Source organism: Halorhodospira neutriphila (assembly GCF_016584055.1).
GTDB classification, from domain to species: Bacteria; Pseudomonadota; Gammaproteobacteria; order Nitrococcales; family Halorhodospiraceae; genus Halorhodospira; species Halorhodospira neutriphila.
Map to the genome: position 1 here is coordinate 1 of NZ_NRSH01000045.1, position 15,801 is coordinate 15,801.

The window sequence follows — 15,801 nt, forward strand, 5'->3', positions numbered from 1 at the left end:
CTACAGCCGGCCTCTACAGCCGGCCCGCGCCTCAGCCCGCTACGTGCCGCCGGCACCTCGCCGGGGCGCGAAGGGCCCTGGCCGCCGCGGCACGAGCCGGGTGGGCGCGCACTGCTCCGGGTCGGGGGCGGGGAAGTCGAGGGTGTAGTGGAGGCCGCGGCTCTCGCGCCGCCGGCCGGCGCAGCGCACCGTGAGCTGCGCCACCTGCACGAGGTTGCGCAGCTCGATGAGGTCGCTGCTGAGGCGGAAGTTGCTGTAGTACTCGTGGATCTCCCGGGAGAGCAGGTCGATGCGCCGGGCGGCCCGCTCGAGGCGCCGATCGGTGCGCACGATGCCGACGTAGTTCCACATCGCCCGGCGCAGCTCCGCCCAGTTGTGGCTGACCACCACCTGCTCGTCGGAGTCGGTCACCCGGCTCTCGTCCCACGGCGGCAACGCGGGCAGGCCGGCGCGCTGCGGCTGCGCCGCGGCGATCTCCCGCGCCGCCTCGGCGCCGAAGACCAGGCACTCGAGCAGGGAGTTGCTCGCCAGGCGGTTGGCGCCGTGCAGCCCGGTGCAGGCGGTCTCGCCGACGGCGTACAGGCCGGGGAGGTCGGTGCGCCCGGCGGCGTCGGCCACCACGCCGCCGCAGGTGTAGTGCGCCGCCGGGACGATGGGCAGCGGCTCGCGGGTCATGTCGAAGCCGAGCCCGTAGCAGCGCTGGTAGATCGTCGGGAAGCGCTCGCGGATGAGCGCCGCCGGGCGGTGGCTGATGTCGAGGTAGAGGCACTCCGCCCCGAGGCGCTTCATCTCGTGGTCGATGGCCCGGGCGACGACGTCCCGCGGGGCGAGCTCGCCGCGCTCGTCGAAGCGCTCCATGAAGCGGCTCCCTTCGGGCAGCAGCAGGCGGCCGCCCTCGCCGCGGACCGCCTCGCTGATCAGGAAGGAGCGCTCCTCGGGGTGGTAGAGGCAGGTGGGGTGGAACTGGTTGAACTCGAGGTTCGCCACGCGGCAGCCGGCGCGCCACGCCATGGCGATGCCGTCGCCGGTGGCCGCGTAGGGGCTCGTCGAGTAGAGGTAGACCTTGCTCGCCCCGCCGCAGGCGAGCACGACGGCGGGCGCCCCGATCGCCTCGACCCGGCCGCTCGCGGCGTTGAGCACGTAGGCCCCCAGGCAGCGGTCCTCGGCCTGGCCGAGCCGGGCGCCGGTGATCAGGTCCACGGCGTAGCGCCGCTCGAGCAGATCGATATTGCCGCGCTCGGCGACGATGCTGGAGAGGCTGCGGGAGATGGCCGCCCCGGTGGCGTCCTCGGCGTGGACCACCCGGCGGTGGCTGTGCCCGCCCTCGCGGTGGAGGTGCAGCCCCGCGGTGCCGCTCTCCCCGTTGCCCGTCCGGGAGAAGGGGACCTCCTGCTCGACCAGCCACTCGATGGCCCCTCGCGCGCGCTCGGCGACGAGCTCGCTGATCTGCGGGTCGCTCAGCCCGGCGCCGGCCTCGAGGGTGTCGTGGACGTGGGCGGCCACGGAGTCGGCGGCGTCGAGGGCCGCGGAGACCCCGCCCTGGGCGTAGGGGGTCGCCCCCTCGGTCAGGGTGCCCTTGGAGAGGACCCCGACCCGCAGGCGCTCCGGCAGCTGCAGGGCCACGGTCAGGCCGGCGAGGCCGCTGCCGATGACCAGAACGTCGTAACCTGCTTGTGAATCCGGCATTTGCTTGCGCTGTCACGGCTCCATCGGATAGGGTGCTAAGCTTCGCACGCCGCGCTGGCTGCGGCAAATCACCCACCCCTGACAATCCGCAATGCCCTAGCTGTGCGCGAACTCGCCCCGGACTGGAGTGTCTACTGCTTTACAGACCGGCGCTCGGACGGAGGGCGCCGGCGGTGATGACGACGCCCACGGATTCCGACCGTGATCTCGTGGCGCGCGTGCAGGCCGGGGACAAGCAGGCCTTCGATGTGCTGGTGCTGCGGTATCAGCAGCGGCTGGTCAAGCTGATCACGCGCTACGTGCGCGATCCGCAGGAGGCGCTGGACGTCGCGCAGGAGGCGTTCATCCGGGCGTACCGGGCGATCCCGAACTTCCGGGGGGAGAGCAGCTTCTACACCTGGCTCTACCGGATCGGGGTCAATACGGCCAAGAACCACCTGGTCGCCCAGGGGCGCCGGCCGCCGGACTCCGACGTCGATGCCGAGGATGCGGAGCGCTTCGATATCAACACGGTGCTTCGGGACCAGGATACGCCGGAGGCGGTCTTCCACCGCGACGAGGTCGAGCGTACGGTCATCGAGGCCATCGAGGCGCTGCCCGAGGAGCTTCGAACCGCGGTCACCCTGCGCGAGCTCGAGGGGCTGAGCTACCAGGAGATCGCGCAGGCCATGGAGTGCCCGGTGGGCACGGTCCGCTCGCGCATCTTTCGGGCCCGAGAGGCGATCGATAAGCGCCTGCGGCAGCTGACCGGCGAGGCTTGACGTTTGGACGCCAGCAAGAGGGGTCAGGGTATGTCGCTAGAGCATAACGACGATAGCGTAGAGGAGGCGCTCTCGGCGTTCGTCGACGGGGAGCTCACCCCGGACGAGCGGCGGTTCCTGCTGCGCCGGATCGGCCACGACGAGCGGCTGCGCTCGCGCCTGGCGCGCTACTACCTCATGCGCGATGCGCTGCAGCGCAGCCTCCCGCCGCAGCCGGGCCCGCAGCTCAGCGAGCGGGTGCGGGAGGCGCTAGCCGAGGAGCCGGCCCATCAGCGCCCCCCCGCCGCGCGGGCGAGGGGCTCGCGGCGCTCCCTGCTCGGCGGCGCGGTCGCGGCCACCGTGGCCGCCGTCACGGTGCTGTGGTGGCAAGGCGGCGGCGAGCGCGCCCCGCAGCCGGCGCCGGGCGCCCCGGGCGCCGGGGTGCCGGCGAGCGTGCAGGGCCAGCCGAGCCCGCGCCAGGAGGCGCCCAGGCAGGCGCCTGCCGCGGACTGGGAGACCGTGGCCACCTTCGGCGAGGGGGGGCAGATCCCCGGCGCCTGGCCCCAGGCGGGGCGCGAGCTCCCGCGCCTCAGCCGCCCCGCGGAGCAGCCGCAGCGTAGTGCCGCGCAGCTGCCCGAGTCGATGCCCTCCCGGCTGCAGCCGTTCCTGGTCGATTACCCCTATCAGCTCGGCGCCGGCTACCCTGACGGTACGATCCAGCGGGCGCAGACGCCGGAGGGCCGGTAGCAGCCTTGGAGCGCGCCCCCCCGGGGGGCGCCGCCATGCCTTGCGAGGCATAAACGCGTAGAATAGTCGCGCCGTCCGGGCTCGGACGGCGCTTTTCGTTGGAGCCGGCGAGGTGAGGACACGGCGACGGCATGGAGAATATCCGCAACTTCTCGATCATCGCGCATATCGACCACGGCAAATCGACCCTCTCGGATCGGTTCATCCAAGTCGCCGGCACGCTGAGCGACCGGGAGATGAACGAGCAGGTCCTCGACTCGATGGAGCTCGAGCGCGAGCGCGGGATCACCATCAAGGCGCAGAGCGTCTCCCTGCAGTACCACGCCCGCGACGGGCAGACCTACGAGCTCAACTTCATCGACACCCCGGGGCACGTCGACTTCTCCTACGAGGTCTCGCGCTCGCTCGCCGCCTGCGAGGGGGCGCTGGTGGTGGTGGACGCCTCCCAGGGCGTGGAGGCGCAGAGCGTGGCCAACTGCTACACGGCCATCGACCAGGACCTGGAGATCATCCCCGTGCTCAACAAGATCGACCTGCCCTCGGCGGAGCCGGAGCAGGTCCTCGAGCAGATGGAGGAGCTCATCGGGCTCGACGGCGCCGAGGCGCTGATGGTCAGCGCCAAGACCGGCCAGGGCGTCGAGGACCTGCTCGAGGCGCTGGTCCAGCGGGTGCCGCCGCCGCAGGGGGATCCCCAGGGGCCGCTCAAGGCGCTGATCATGGACTCCTGGTTCGACAACTACCTCGGCGTCGTGACCCTCGCCCGGGTCTTCGACGGCGAGCTGCGCCGGGGCGACCGCATCCGCGTCATGGCCACCGGCCGGGAGTTCCAGATCGCCGAGCTGGGGATCTTCACCCCCAAGCGCACCCCGCGCGAGCGGCTGCTCCCGGGGCAGGTCGGCTACGTGGTCGCCGGGATCAAGGACATCGACGGCGCCCCGGTGGGGGCGACGCTCACCCGCGCCAACGAGCCGGCCGCCGCGCCCGTGCCCGGCTTCAAGCAGGTCCAGCCGCGCGTGTTCGCCGGGCTCTTCCCGAGCACCTCGGACGACTTCGAGGCCCTGCGCACGGCGCTCGGCAAGCTGCGGCTCAACGACTCGGCGCTCAACTACGAGCCCGAGAGCTCCCACGCCCTCGGCTTCGGCTTCCGCTGCGGCTTCCTCGGCATGCTCCACATGGAGATCATCCAGGAGCGGCTCGAGCGTGAGTACGACCTCGACCTGGTGACCACGGCGCCGACGGTGGTCCACCACGTCGTGACCAAGTCCGGCGAGGAGCTCTCCGTCGACAACCCGGCCAACCTGCCGGCCAACGCCGAGATCGAGGAGATCCGCGAGCCGATCATCGAGGCGAGCATCCTCGTCCCCGAGGAGCACATCGGCAACGTCCTCGCCCTCTGCGAGGAGAAGCGCGGCGTGCAGAAGGCGATGCACTACGTCGGCCGGCAGATCTCGCTGACCTACGAGATGCCGCTCAGCGAGGTCGTCCTCGACTTCTTCGACCGGCTCAAGTCCGCCTCGCGCGGGTTCGCCTCCTTCGACTACGAGCTCAAGCGCTTCCAGGCCGACGACCTGGTCAAGCTCGATATCCTGATCAACGGCGAGCGGGTCGACGCCCTGTCGAACATCGTCCACCGCGAGCACGCCTACCACCGCGGCCGGGCCCTGGTGGAGCGGCTCAAGGAGCTCATCCCGCGGCAGATGTTCGAGATCCCCATCCAGGCGGCCATCGGCAGCCACATCATCGCCCGCAGCACGGTCAAGGCGATGCGCAAGAACGTCACCGCCAAGTGCTACGGCGGCGACGCCACGCGCAAGCGCAAGCTCCTCGAGAAGCAGAAGGAGGGCAAGAAGCGGATGAAGCAGGTCGGCAAGGTCGACATCCCGCAGGACGCCTTCCTCGCCGTGCTGCGCGTGGACCACTCCGACGACTAGGCGGATCGCGGCATGGACTTCGAGCTCCTCCTCGTCCTCCTGACCCTGATCACCGGCCTCGTCTGGGGCTGGGACCGGTGGCTGCGCCGCCGCGAGGGCATCGACCGGCGGCAGGACCCGTGGTATATCGACCTGCCGCGCTCGCTCTTCCCCGTGATCCTGATCGTCCTCCTGGTGCGCTCCTTCGTCGCCGAGCCGTTCCGCATCCCCTCCGGCTCGATGCTGCCGACGCTGCATACTGGCGACTTCATCCTCGTCAACAAGGCGGCCTACGGCCTGCGCCTGCCCGTGCTCGGCACGCGGATCGCCGGCGGCGGCGAGCCCGAGCGCGGCGACGTCGCCGTCTTCCGCTACCCGCGGGACCCGGGCGAGGACTACATCAAGCGGGTCATCGGCCTGCCGGGCGACGAGATCCGCTACGAGGACCGCACCCTCTACGTCAACGGCGAGGCGCTCGAGCAGGGCGGGCGGCAGCGCTACGCCGGGCTCCAGGCCGACGGCCGCGCCTGGGTGCTGCGCGAGCGCATCGGCGGCGAGGCGCACCGCATCCTCCACCACCGCGAGTCGCCGTCCCAGGACTTCGAGTACACCGTGCCCGAGGGCAGCTACTTCGTCATCGGCGACAACCGCGACCGCAGCGCCGACAGCCGCTTCTGGGGGCCGGTGGCCGACCAGTACCTCGTCGGGGAGGCCTTCCTCATCTGGATGAGCTGGGATCCGCAGCAGGGCCGCATCGCCTGGCAACGCATCGGCAACTGGATCGATTGACGATGTCCGACCTGGAAGAGCTGCAAGGGAGCCTCGGCTACCGCTTCCACGACCCCGGCCGCCTGCAGGAGGCGCTCACCCACCGCAGCGCCAGCTCGCGGCACAACGAGCGCATGGAGTTCCTCGGCGACTCGGTCCTCAACTTCGTCATCGCCGACGCCATCTTCCGGCGCCGCCCCGGCGACAGCGAGGGGGCCCTGTCGCGGCTGCGCGCCAGCCTCGTCAACCGCTCGAGCCTGGCCGAGATCGCCCGGCAGATCGGCCTCGGCCGGCACCTGCGCCTCGGCGGCGGCGAGCTCAAGAGCGGCGGCCACCGGCGCGACTCGATCCTCGCCGACGCCCTCGAGGCGGTCTTCGGCGCCGTCTACCTCGACAGCGACTTCGCCACCGCCGCGGCGACGATCACCGGCCTCTACCACGCGCGCCTCGAGTCCCTGCCGAGCGAGGGGGTGCTCAAGGATCCCAAGACGCGGCTGCAGGAGGCCCTGCAGTCGATCCACCGGCCCCTGCCCGCCTACCGGGTCCTCGAGACCCAGGGCCAGGCCCACCACCAGAGCTTCCGCGTCGAGTGCCGGCTCGGCGATAGCGAGCTGGCCACCGTCGGCGAGGCCGGCAGCCGGCGGCAGGCGGAGCAGCAGGCCGCCGCGGCGATGCTCGCCGAGATCGGCGCCGAGAGGAGAGGAGAGTGATGCCCGAGCAGGACCCGAGCCGCGAGGAGACCACCCAGCCCGGCGGCGGCCTCGCCGGCGAGGTCGCCGAGCTCGAGCACAGCGGCCTCTGCGCCCTGGTCGGCCGGCCGAACGTGGGCAAGTCGACCCTCCTCAACGCCCTGCTCGGCGAGAAGGTGAGCATCGTCACCCGCAAGCCGCAGACGACGCGCCACCGCATCCTCGGGGTGGCCAACCGGCCCGGGGCGCAGGCGGTCTTCGTCGATACGCCGGGGCTGCACGAGCGCGGCAAGCGCGCCCTCAACCGCCAGCTTAACCGCGCGGCCCTCGGGGCGCTGGAAGATATCGACGTCGTCGTCCTCGTCACCCGCGGCCTGGAGTGGCGCTCGGAGGACGAGCGCGTGCTCGAGAGCCTCGAGGGCGTCAGCGCCCCCGTGGTGCTGGCGATCAACCAGGTGGACCGCATCCCGGACAAGCGCCGGCTCCTGCCCCATATGGAGCGGCTCCAGGGGCGGCGCGACTTCGCTGCCCTGGTGCCCGTCTCGGCGACCCGCGGGGAGAACCTCGAGGCGCTCGAGCAGGAGGTGGTCCAGCGGCTGCCCGCGGGCCCGCCGCTGTTCCCGGCGGACCAGCTCACCGACCGGGACCTCGCCTTCCGGCTCGGCGAGCTGGTCCGCGAGCAGCTCATGCTCGCCCTCGGCGACGAGCTCCCCTACGCGACCACCGTGCAGGTGGAGGGCCTGGAGCGCGACGGCGGCCTGCTCCGGGTGGCGGCGGTCATCTGGGTCGAGAGCGAGGGCCAGAAGCCCATCGTCATCGGCCGCGAGGGCAAGCGGCTGAAGAAGATCGGCCGCCGGGCGCGGCTGGAGATGGAGTCCCTGCTCGGCGAGCGGGTCCATCTCGACCTGTGGACCAAGGTCAAGGAGCGCTGGACCGACGATCAGCGGGCGCTGCAGCGGTTCGGGTACACGGATTGAGCGCGCCCGAGGCCCACTGCCCCGCCTGGGTCCTGCACCGGCGCCCCTACGGCGAGACCGGCGCCCTCGTCGAGCTCTTCACCCGCGAGCACGGCCGCCTCGGCGCCGTCGCCCGCGGGGCGCGGCGGCGCGGCTGGGGCGGGCTGCTCGAGCCGTTCGTGCCGCTGCACGCGGCCTGGCGCGGGCGCGGCGAGCTGAAGACGATCACCGACCTCGAGCAGGCGGGGGCGGGCTATCGGCTCCGCGGCGAGGCCCTGGCGTGCGGCTTCTACATGGCCGAGCTGCTCCTGGCGATGACCCGCCGCGAGGACCCGCACCCGCGGACCTGGGAGGCCTATGCGGTGGGCCTCGACGCCCTCACCGGCCCCGCCGAGCCGGCCCTGCGGCGCTTCGAGCTGGCCCTGCTCGCCGAGAGCGGCTACGGCCTGCGCCTCGAGGAGGACGTCCACGGGGCGCCGATCGCCGCCGAGCGCCCCTACCGCTACGCCCCGGAGCGCGGCCCCGAGCCGCTCGAGCCCGACGAGGCGGGTGAGGCGGGCGGCGCCTGCCTCCACGGGGCGACCCTGCTCGCCCTGGCCACCGGCGAGGGCCTGGCCGAGGAGCCCGTGCGCAGCGAGGCGCGGCGGCTCATGCGCACGGTGCTCAGCCACCGCCTCGGCGGCCGGCGCCTGCGCAGCCGCGAGCTGTTCCGCTCGTTCCGCAAGCCACACCAGTGAACGGAAGGAGACCATGCCTAGCACCCCCATCCAGCTCGGCGTCAACATCGATCACGTCGCCACCCTGCGCCAGGCCCGCGGCACCCGCTACCCGGACCTGCTCCACGCCGCCGCCGAGGCCGAGCGCGGCGGGGCCGACGCCATCACCGTCCACCTGCGCGAGGACCGGCGCCACGTCCAGGACCGCGACGTGGCGGCGCTGCTCGAGCACGTCCAGACGCGGGTCAACCTCGAGATGGCGGTCGAGGAGGAGATCGTCGCCACCGCCTGCCGCCTGCAGCCGGCGGACTGCTGCCTGGTCCCCGAGCGCCGCGCCGAGCTGACCACCGAGGGGGGGCTCGACGTCGCGGGGGAGCCGCAGCGCATCGCCGCGGCCTGCCGGCGGCTGGCCGCGGCCGGGATCCGCGTCTCGCTGTTCATCGACCCCGAGCCGGGGCAGATCGACGCCGCCGCCGCCGCAGGCGCCCCGACCGTGGAGCTGCACACCGGCGCCTACGCCGAGGCCGCCGACCGCGCCGGGCAGCAGGCCGAGCTCGAGCGCCTGCGCGAGGCCGCCGAGCGCGCCCGGCGGGCCGGCCTGCAGGTCAACGCCGGCCACGGCCTCCACTACCACAACGTCGAGGCCGTGGCGGCGCTCCCGGCCATCGCCGAGCTCAACATCGGCCACGCCATCGTCGCCCGGGCCGTCTTCGAGGGGCTGGCGCCGGCGGTCGCCGAGATGCGCCGGCGGATGCGGGCGGTGAGGGCGGCGTGATCGCCGGCATCGGCACCGATATCGTCGCCGTCGAGCGCATCGCCGGCGCCCTGCGCCGCCACGGCGAGCGCCTCGCCCAGCGGATCCTGACCGCCGGGGAGCTCGCCGGCTACCGCGACAGCGGCAGCCCGGCAGCGCTGCTCGCCCGGCGCTTCGCCGCCAAGGAGGCGGCGGCCAAGGCCCTGGGGACGGGCATCGGGGCGGATGTCGGCTTGCACGACCTGGAGGTCGAGCACGATGATCGGGGGAGGCCGCTGCTGCGCCTCCACGGCGGGGCCGCGCAGCACGCCGGGCAGCTCGGCGTCGTCGACGCGCAGCTGAGCCTCAGCGATGAGCGCGACTACGCCGTCGCCTTCGTGGTCCTCGTGCAGGGGGGAGCGCCGTGAACGTACTCGCCTTCGACATCGAGACCGTCCCCGACCTCGCCGGCGGGCGCCGGGTCTACGGCCTCGGCGAGCTCGGCGACGAGGACGTCGCCCGCGCCATGGCGGCGCGCCGGCGCCAGGAGACGGGCCGGGAGTTCCCGCGGATCCACCTGCACCGCGTCGTCGCCATCTCGCTGGCCGGGGTGGTGGGGGACCGCTTCCGGGTCTGGTCCCTCGGTGAGGTCGACGATGCGGAGCCGGCCCTGCTGCAGCGCTTCTTCGAGGGGCTGGAGCGCTACGTCCCGGACCTGGTCTCCTGGAACGGGACGGGCTTCGACATGCCGGTCCTCCACCACCGGGCGCTGATCCACGGCATCAGCGCCCCGCGCTACTGGGAGACCGGCGATAGCGACCGCAGCTTCCGCTTCAACAACTACCTCAACCGCTACCACGACCGCCATACCGACCTCATGGACGTGCTCGCGAGCTTCCAGCCCCGCGCCGCCGCCCCCCTCGACGAGGTGGCCACGCTCTGCGGGCTGCCCGGCAAGATGGGGATGAGCGGCGCCTCGGTAGCCGAGGCCGTGGACCGCGGCGAGATCGAGGCCGTACGCAACTACTGCGAGACCGACGTGCTCAACACCTACCTGCTCTACCTGCGCTTCCAGCACTTCCGGGGCGTGCTCGACGCCGACGGCTACGAGCGCGAGACGCGCAAGGTCGCCGACGCCCTGGCGGCCACGGACCGCACCCACCTGCGCTCCTTCCTGGAGGCCTGGCGTGGGGCGTAAGCGCCGCCTGCCCAAGGAGCCCGTGGAGGCGCGGATCACCGGCCTCGCCCACGAGGGGCGGGGGATCACCCACGACCGGGAGCGCCCCGTCTTCGTCGACTTCGCCCTGCCCGGCGAGCGGGTCCGGTTCCGCTACACCAAGCTGCGCCGCTCCCGGGGGGAGGGGAGCGCCGTCGAGATCCTCGAGCCGGCGGCCGAGCGCATCGCCCCGGGGTGCCCGCACTTCGGCACCTGCGGCGGCTGCGCCCTGCAGCACCTGCCGGCGCCGGCGCAGCTCGCCCACAAGGAGCGCGTGCTCCTCGAGCAGCTCGAGCGCATCGGCGGCGTCACCCCCGAGCAGCGCCTGGCGCCGCTGACCGGGCCGGTCTGGGGCTACCGGCGCAAGGCGCGGCTGGCCGTCAAGCACGTGCCGAAGAAGGGCGGGGTGCTGGTCGGCTTCCGCGAGAAGCACAGCCCCCTCGTCGCCCCCGTCGACGCCTGCCCGGTCCTCGACCCGCGCGTCGGCGAGCGGCTCGAGGCCCTCGCCGGGCTGGTGGCCTCCCTCTCCATCCCCGAGCGCATCCCCCAGATCGAGGTCGCCTGCGGCGACGAGACCGCCGCGCTCGTCTTCCGCCACCTCGATCCGCTGACCGCGGGGGATCTCGAGGCCCTGGCCGCCTTCGCCCGCGAGACGGGGCTCGCCGTGCTGCGCCAGCCCGGCGACGAGTCGACCATCACCCCCGTCGAGCCGGCGGCGCCGGCGCTGAGCTACACCCTGGCGCCGTCCGGGGTGACCGTCGGCTTCGAGCCGACGGACTTCGTCCAGATCAACGCCGCCGTGAACACGGCCATGGTCCAGCGCGCCGTGGCGTGGCTGGCGCCGGCGCCGGGGCGGCGCATCCTCGACCTCTTCTGCGGCGTCGGCAACTTCTCCCTGCCGCTGGCCCAGGCGGGGGCGGCGGTCACCGGCGTCGAGGGGGAGGTCGGCCTGATCGAGCGCGCCCGCGCCAACGCGGCGGCCAACGGCCTCGAGGCCGACTTCGCGGTCGGCGACCTGACGGCGGAGGCCGGCCTGGCGGCGATCCGCGGGGCCTACGACGCCGTGCTCCTCGACCCGCCGCGCTCCGGCGCCGCCGAGGCGTTGGCCCCGGCGGCGGCGACCGGGGCGGGGCGGATCGTCTACTGCTCCTGCGGGCCAGCGACGCTGGCCCGCGACGCCGGCACGCTGGTCCACGAGCACGGCTATCGGCTCACCGCCGCCGGGGTCATGGACATGTTCCCGCACACCGCGCACGTGGAGAGCTTCGCGGTCTTCGACCGCCCATAAAAGGAGCCCTGCTGAGGAGAGCACGCCTATGGCCCACCGCTACGAGATCCTCGCCCGGGAGCGCTGCCACGAGGGCTACCTGCGCCTCGACCGGGTCCACCTGCGCCACGCCCTGTTCGAGGGGGGGATGAGCCCGGCGCTCAGCCGCGAGTGCCTGGTCCGCGGCCTCGCTGTCGCGGTCCTGCCCTACGACCCGCAGCGCGACGAGGTGGTGCTCGTCGAGCAGTTCCGGGTCGGCGGGATCGACGACCCGCGCGGGGCCTGGATCACCGAGACGATCGCCGGCATGGCCGAGCTCGGCGAGGAGCCGGGCAGCGTGGCCGTCCGCGAGGCGCAGGAGGAGGCGGGGCTGACGATCCACGACCTGCGCCTGATCGCCGACTACCTGCCGAGCCCCGGCGGCAGCAGCGAGCGGGTGATGCTCTACTGCGCGCGCTGCGACACCCGCGGCGCCGGCGGGATCCACGGCCTCGACGAGGAGCACGAGGACATCTGGGCCCACGTCCTGCCCACCGACGAGGCCCTCGGCCTCGTCGCCGAGGGCCACATGCGCGCGGCCATGCCGATCATCGCCCTGCAGTGGCTCGCGCTGAACCGGCGCCAGCTCCAGGAGGAGTGGGCGGGGGGCGACTGGACGGCGGGGCTCTGGTCCTCCCAGGAGCCCGGGTGACGCCGCCTAGACCCGGCGCGCCTGCTCGGCGGCGTTGCCGAGGTACGCCTGCGGCGTCAGGCCGCGGAGCTGCGCCTTGGCCGCCTCCGGCAGGTCGAGGCCCTCGATGAACGCGCGCACGGCGGCCTCGTCGATGCGCTGGCCGCGGGTCAGCCCCTTGAGCTGCTCGTAGGGCTGCTCGGCGCCGTAGCGGCGCATGACGGTCTGGATGGCCTCGGCGAGCACCTCCCAGGCGCCCTCGAGGTCGGCCTCGATGCGCTCGGGGTTGGCCTCGAGCTTGCCCAGCCCCTTCTCCACCGAGCGCAGCGCCACCAGGGTGTGCGCCGCGCCGAGGCTGACGGTGCGCAGCGCCGTGGAGTCGCTGAGGTCGCGCTGCCAGCGCGAGACCGGCAGCTTGCGGGCGAGGTGGTCGAGCAGGGCGGTGGCCACCCCGAGGTTGCCCTCGGCGTTCTCGAAGTCGATGGGATTGACCTTGTGGGGCATGGTCGAGGAGCCGACCTCGCCGGCGACCAGGCGCTGGCCGAAGTAGCCGAGGGAGATGTAGCCCCAGATATCGCGGCACAGGTCGAGGAGGACGGTGTTCACCCGGCCCAGGGCGTCGAAGAGCTCGGCGATCCAGTCGTGGGGCTCGATCTGCGTGGTGTAGGCGCTCCAGCCCAGGCCCAGCGCCTCGACGCAGCGCTGGCCCAGGGCGGGCCAGTCCACCTCGGGGTAGGCGACGAGGTGGGCGTTGAAGTTGCCCACGGCGCCGTTGATCTTGCCCAGGGGCTGGACCTCGGCGAGGGCGCGGCGCTGCTCGCGCAGGCGGTGGACGACGTTGGCCAGCTCCTTGCCGAGGGTCGTCGGCGAGGCGGTCTGGCCGTGGGTGCGCGAGAGCATGGGCAGCTCGGCGTGGGCGTGGGCGAGCCCGCGCAGCTGCTCGATGACGCCGTCCAGGGCCGGCAGCAGGACCTCATCGCGGCTCGCCCGCAGCATGCAGGCCCAGGCGAGGTTGTTGATGTCCTCGGAGGTGCAGGCGAAGTGGACGAACTCGGCGCGCTCGGCGAGCTCGCCGTGCTCGGCGAGCCGCTCCTTGAGGAAGTACTCCACGGCCTTGACGTCGTGGTTGGTCGTCGCCTCGATGGCCTTGATCCGGCGGGCCTCCTCGATCCCGAACTCGGCCACGAGGCGCTCGAGGAAGGCCTGGCCATCGGCGCTGAGCGCCGGCACCTCGGCGATCGACGGCTCGGCGGCGAGCGCCTGCAGCCAGCGGACCTCGACGACCACGCGGTGGCGGATCAGGCCGTACTCGCTGAGCAGCGGCCGCAGGGCGTCGGTCTTGTCGGCGTAGCGGCCGTCGATGGGGGCGAGGGCGGTGAGGGGGTCGCGCTCCACGGGATATCTCTCCGCTGCCATGGGTGATCCGATATATTCTACAATGTTTGGGTCTATTTTTGGCGTGGGCCTCCCCCCGCCCTGCCGAGGCAAGAGGAGAACACCCCTATGAGCCAAGACGGTTACCGGACCGAGCGCGACAGCATGGGCGAGCTCCAGGTCCCCGCCGACGCCCTCTACGGCGCCCAGACCCAGCGGGCGGTGGAGAACTTCCCCGTCAGCGGCAAGCCGATGCCGCGCGCCTTCATCCAGGCGCTGGGGCTGATCAAGGCCGCCTGCGCCCGGGCGAACCGCGACCTCGCCGGCCTCGACCCGGCGATCGCCGAGGCCGTCGCCGACGCCGCCGAGGCCGTCAGCCGCGGCGACTACGACGCCCACTTCCCCGTGGACGTCTTCCAGACGGGCTCCGGGACCTCGAGCAACATGAACGCCAACGAGGTCATCGCCCGGCTCGCCAGCGAGCGCTCCGGCTGCGCCGTCCACCCCAACGACCACGTCAATATGGGGCAGAGCTCCAACGACGTCATCCCCACGGCGATCCACGTCAGCGCCGCCATGGAGGCGCACGACCGCCTGCTGCCGGCGCTGCGCCGGCTCGCCGACGGGATCGACCGGCGCAGCGAGGAGCTCGCCGAGGTGACCACCACCGGGCGGACCCACCTGATGGACGCGATGCCGGTCACCCTCGGCCAGGAGCTCTCCGGCTGGGCGGCCCAGGTGCGCAGCGGGGTCGAGCGCATCGAGGCGACGCTGCCCCGCGTCCACGCCCTGGCGCAGGGCGGCACGGCGGTGGGCACGGGGATCAACGCCCACCCCGAGCTCGGCGAGCGCGTGGCCACGCTGCTGGCCCAGGCGACGGGGATCCCCTTCGCGCCCGCGGCCAACCGCTTCGAGGCGCTCTCCTCGCAGGATAGCGCCGTCGAGCTCTCCGGGCAGCTGCGCAGCGTGGCGGTGGCGCTGATGAAGATCGCCAACGACCTGCGCTGGATGAACAGCGGGCCGCTGGCCGGGCTCGGCGAGATCGCCCTGCCGGCGCTGCAGCCCGGCTCGAGCATTATGCCGGGCAAGGTCAACCCGGTCGTCCCGGAGTCGGTGGCCATGGTCAGCGCCCAGGTCATGGGCAACGACACTACCGTCTCGGTGGCCGGCCAGTCCGGCAACTTCCAGCTCAACGTCATGCTGCCGGTCATCGCCGCCAACCTGCTCGAGAGCATCGCCCTGCTGAGCAACGCCGCCACCATCCTCGGCCGCGACGCCATCGGCGGCTTCACCGTCAACGAGGACAACCTGCGCGCCGCCCTCGACCGCAACCCCATCCTGGTCACGGCCCTGAACGCGGCCATTGGCTACGAGCGGGGCGCCGAGGTGGCCAAGCGCGCCTACCAGCAGGGCCGGCCGGTCATCGAGGTCGCCCGGGAGATGACCGACCTCGGCGAGGAGGAGCTTCAGCGGCTGCTCGACCCCCGGTCGCTCACCCGCGGCGGGCTGCCGGAGTAGCGTCGAGGCGGGCGAAGTGCTGCCCCGCCCCCTCCGGCGCCGGGTCGAGGTAGAGCCAGCGCAGCTCGAAGGCCTGGCTGCCGGTCAGCGGCGCCCCCTCGATGAGGGTCTCGAAGCTGCCGGCGGCGCCGCCGATGACCCGGTGGCGGACCGTCAGGAAGAGGGTGTCCAGGGCGCCGCCGGCGATCAGCGTGCGCGCCAGCTGCGGCCCGGCGACCGAGTAGATCCGCCGGTAGCCGAGGCGCTCGAGGGCGTGTCGGATCCCCGCCCCCTCGGCCTGCTCGCCGCCCGGGTAGGGGAGCACCTCGGCGCCCGCCCGCCGGTGCGCGGCCAGCCGCTCCGCGGCGGCCTCGCGGGGCGCGAGGAGCCATAGGCGCCGGCCCTGCTCGCGCAGCAGCGGCGGGATGGCGAAGTCGAGGGAGGCCGAGACGATGGCCACGTCCGGCTGCGCCGGCATCCCCGCCGCCTCCCGCCAGCGGCGCAGGTCGTCGAACTCCGCGCCGAGGGGGAGGATGTCCTGGGCGCAGCCGGCGGCGAGCTCGCGCAGGTAGCGCCCCGTCGTGATCAGGCAGTCGGCGCGGGCGGCGAGCTCCTGGAAGAGCCGCCAGTCCCGGTCGTTGGCGATGCTGCCCGGGATCCGGCAGCCGCCGCCGTGATCGAGGCTGATCCGGCCGTCGAGGCTGGTGACGAAGTTCGTATAGAGCCACGCCCCCTGCGCCGGCTCCGGCGGCAGCGGCTGCTCGAGGTAGAGCCCGGCGAGGGGGAGCTCCGGCGTCCAGGGCGGCGGGTAGAGGCGCTGCACGGTCATCGC

Annotated in this window: 16 protein-coding genes; 13 read left to right on the forward strand and 3 right to left on the reverse strand. The window is 73.2% G+C overall.

Going from position 1 to position 15,801, the window contains the following annotated elements; genetic code table 11:
* Window positions 1-39 precede the first annotated feature (39 nt).
* Window positions 40-1,686: an L-aspartate oxidase gene (gene nadB / locus CKO13_RS05520; protein ID WP_200257665.1), complete on the reverse strand. Its 1,647-nt coding sequence runs from the start codon at window positions 1,684-1,686 to the stop codon at window positions 40-42.
* Window positions 1,687-1,862: 176 nt separating this feature from the next.
* On the opposite strand from nadB, the gene rpoE reads away from it, so the two are divergent.
* The 12 genes from rpoE (at window position 1,863) to CKO13_RS05580 (ending at window position 12,119) form a co-directional block, all read left to right on the forward strand.
* The gene (rpoE, locus tag CKO13_RS05525; RefSeq protein WP_200257666.1) at window positions 1,863-2,447 is read left to right on the forward strand and encodes an RNA polymerase sigma factor RpoE; all 585 of its coding nucleotides are present in this window, start codon (window positions 1,863-1,865) and stop codon (window positions 2,445-2,447) included.
* A 30-nt stretch (window positions 2,448-2,477) separates the two neighbouring features.
* Window positions 2,478-3,173: a sigma-E factor negative regulatory protein gene (locus CKO13_RS05530; RefSeq protein WP_200257668.1), complete on the forward strand. Its 696-nt coding sequence runs from the start codon at window positions 2,478-2,480 to the stop codon at window positions 3,171-3,173.
* Window positions 3,174-3,304: 131 nt separating this feature from the next.
* Window positions 3,305-5,104 carry a translation elongation factor 4 gene (lepA, locus tag CKO13_RS05535; protein ID WP_200257670.1) on the forward strand — a complete coding sequence of 600 codons (1,800 nt, stop codon included), beginning with the start codon at window positions 3,305-3,307 and terminating at the stop codon, window positions 5,102-5,104.
* A 12-nt stretch (window positions 5,105-5,116) separates the two neighbouring features.
* The gene (gene lepB, locus CKO13_RS05540) at window positions 5,117-5,872 is read left to right on the forward strand and encodes a signal peptidase I (protein WP_200257672.1); all 756 of its coding nucleotides are present in this window, start codon (window positions 5,117-5,119) and stop codon (window positions 5,870-5,872) included.
* A gap of 2 nt (window positions 5,873-5,874) precedes the next feature.
* Window positions 5,875-6,561, forward strand: a complete 687-nt coding sequence (gene rnc, locus CKO13_RS05545; protein WP_200257673.1) for a ribonuclease III — start codon at window positions 5,875-5,877, stop codon at window positions 6,559-6,561.
* Window positions 6,561-7,517, forward strand: a complete 957-nt coding sequence (gene era, locus CKO13_RS05550; protein ID WP_200257674.1) for a GTPase Era — start codon at window positions 6,561-6,563, stop codon at window positions 7,515-7,517. Before rnc ends, era begins: the two co-directional genes overlap by 1 nt.
* Complete coding sequence (recO, locus tag CKO13_RS05555; protein ID WP_200257675.1) at window positions 7,514-8,233, forward strand: DNA repair protein RecO; 720 nt, start codon at window positions 7,514-7,516, stop codon at window positions 8,231-8,233. Before era ends, recO begins: the two co-directional genes overlap by 4 nt.
* 13 nt (window positions 8,234-8,246) lie before the next feature.
* Complete coding sequence (gene pdxJ, locus CKO13_RS05560) at window positions 8,247-8,987, forward strand: pyridoxine 5'-phosphate synthase (protein WP_200257676.1); 741 nt, start codon at window positions 8,247-8,249, stop codon at window positions 8,985-8,987.
* Window positions 8,984-9,373 carry a holo-ACP synthase gene (gene acpS, locus CKO13_RS05565; RefSeq protein WP_200257677.1) on the forward strand — a complete coding sequence of 130 codons (390 nt, stop codon included), beginning with the start codon at window positions 8,984-8,986 and terminating at the stop codon, window positions 9,371-9,373. Before pdxJ ends, acpS begins: the two co-directional genes overlap by 4 nt.
* Window positions 9,370-10,143 carry a ribonuclease H-like domain-containing protein gene (locus tag CKO13_RS05570; RefSeq protein ID WP_200257678.1) on the forward strand — a complete coding sequence of 258 codons (774 nt, stop codon included), beginning with the start codon at window positions 9,370-9,372 and terminating at the stop codon, window positions 10,141-10,143. Before acpS ends, CKO13_RS05570 begins: the two co-directional genes overlap by 4 nt.
* Window positions 10,133-11,449, forward strand: coding sequence for a 23S rRNA (uracil(1939)-C(5))-methyltransferase RlmD (gene rlmD, locus CKO13_RS05575; RefSeq protein ID WP_200257680.1), 1,317 nt, complete (start codon window positions 10,133-10,135; stop codon window positions 11,447-11,449). The genes CKO13_RS05570 and rlmD overlap by 11 nt, the downstream gene beginning before the upstream one ends.
* Window positions 11,450-11,477: 28 nt before the next feature.
* A complete protein-coding gene (locus CKO13_RS05580; protein ID WP_200257682.1) occupies window positions 11,478-12,119 on the forward strand; it encodes an NUDIX domain-containing protein in 642 nt (213 codons plus the stop codon).
* Between the two features lie 6 nt (window positions 12,120-12,125).
* Here CKO13_RS05580 and purB read toward each other — a convergent pair whose 3' ends face one another.
* Window positions 12,126-13,493: an adenylosuccinate lyase gene (gene purB / locus CKO13_RS05585; protein WP_200257687.1), complete on the reverse strand. Its 1,368-nt coding sequence runs from the start codon at window positions 13,491-13,493 to the stop codon at window positions 12,126-12,128.
* A gap of 108 nt (window positions 13,494-13,601) precedes the next feature.
* On the opposite strand from purB, the gene CKO13_RS05590 reads away from it, so the two are divergent.
* Window positions 13,602-14,990 carry a class II fumarate hydratase gene (locus tag CKO13_RS05590; RefSeq protein ID WP_200257685.1) on the forward strand — a complete coding sequence of 463 codons (1,389 nt, stop codon included), beginning with the start codon at window positions 13,602-13,604 and terminating at the stop codon, window positions 14,988-14,990.
* Here the strand turns inward: CKO13_RS05590 and CKO13_RS05595 are convergent.
* Window positions 14,965-15,801 (reverse strand): RibD family protein (locus CKO13_RS05595; protein WP_338034589.1); only part of this gene is annotated, 837 nt, incomplete at its 5' end. The genes CKO13_RS05590 and CKO13_RS05595 overlap by 26 nt on opposite strands.

Coding starts and splice junctions, on each gene's coding strand:
- nadB (WP_200257665.1), bottom strand. CDS start 1,686: ATGCCGGATTCACAAGCAGGTTACGACGTTCTGGTCATCGGCAGCGGC.
- rpoE (WP_200257666.1), top strand. CDS start 1,863: ATGACGACGCCCACGGATTCCGACCGTGATCTCGTGGCGCGCGTGCAG.
- CKO13_RS05530 (WP_200257668.1), top strand. CDS start 2,478: ATGTCGCTAGAGCATAACGACGATAGCGTAGAGGAGGCGCTCTCGGCG.
- lepA (WP_200257670.1), top strand. CDS start 3,305: ATGGAGAATATCCGCAACTTCTCGATCATCGCGCATATCGACCACGGC.
- lepB (WP_200257672.1), top strand. CDS start 5,117: ATGGACTTCGAGCTCCTCCTCGTCCTCCTGACCCTGATCACCGGCCTC.
- rnc (WP_200257673.1), top strand. CDS start 5,875: ATGTCCGACCTGGAAGAGCTGCAAGGGAGCCTCGGCTACCGCTTCCAC.
- era (WP_200257674.1), top strand. CDS start 6,561: ATGCCCGAGCAGGACCCGAGCCGCGAGGAGACCACCCAGCCCGGCGGC.
- pdxJ (WP_200257676.1), top strand. CDS start 8,247: ATGCCTAGCACCCCCATCCAGCTCGGCGTCAACATCGATCACGTCGCC.
- CKO13_RS05580 (WP_200257682.1), top strand. CDS start 11,478: ATGGCCCACCGCTACGAGATCCTCGCCCGGGAGCGCTGCCACGAGGGC.
- CKO13_RS05590 (WP_200257685.1), top strand. CDS start 13,602: ATGAGCCAAGACGGTTACCGGACCGAGCGCGACAGCATGGGCGAGCTC.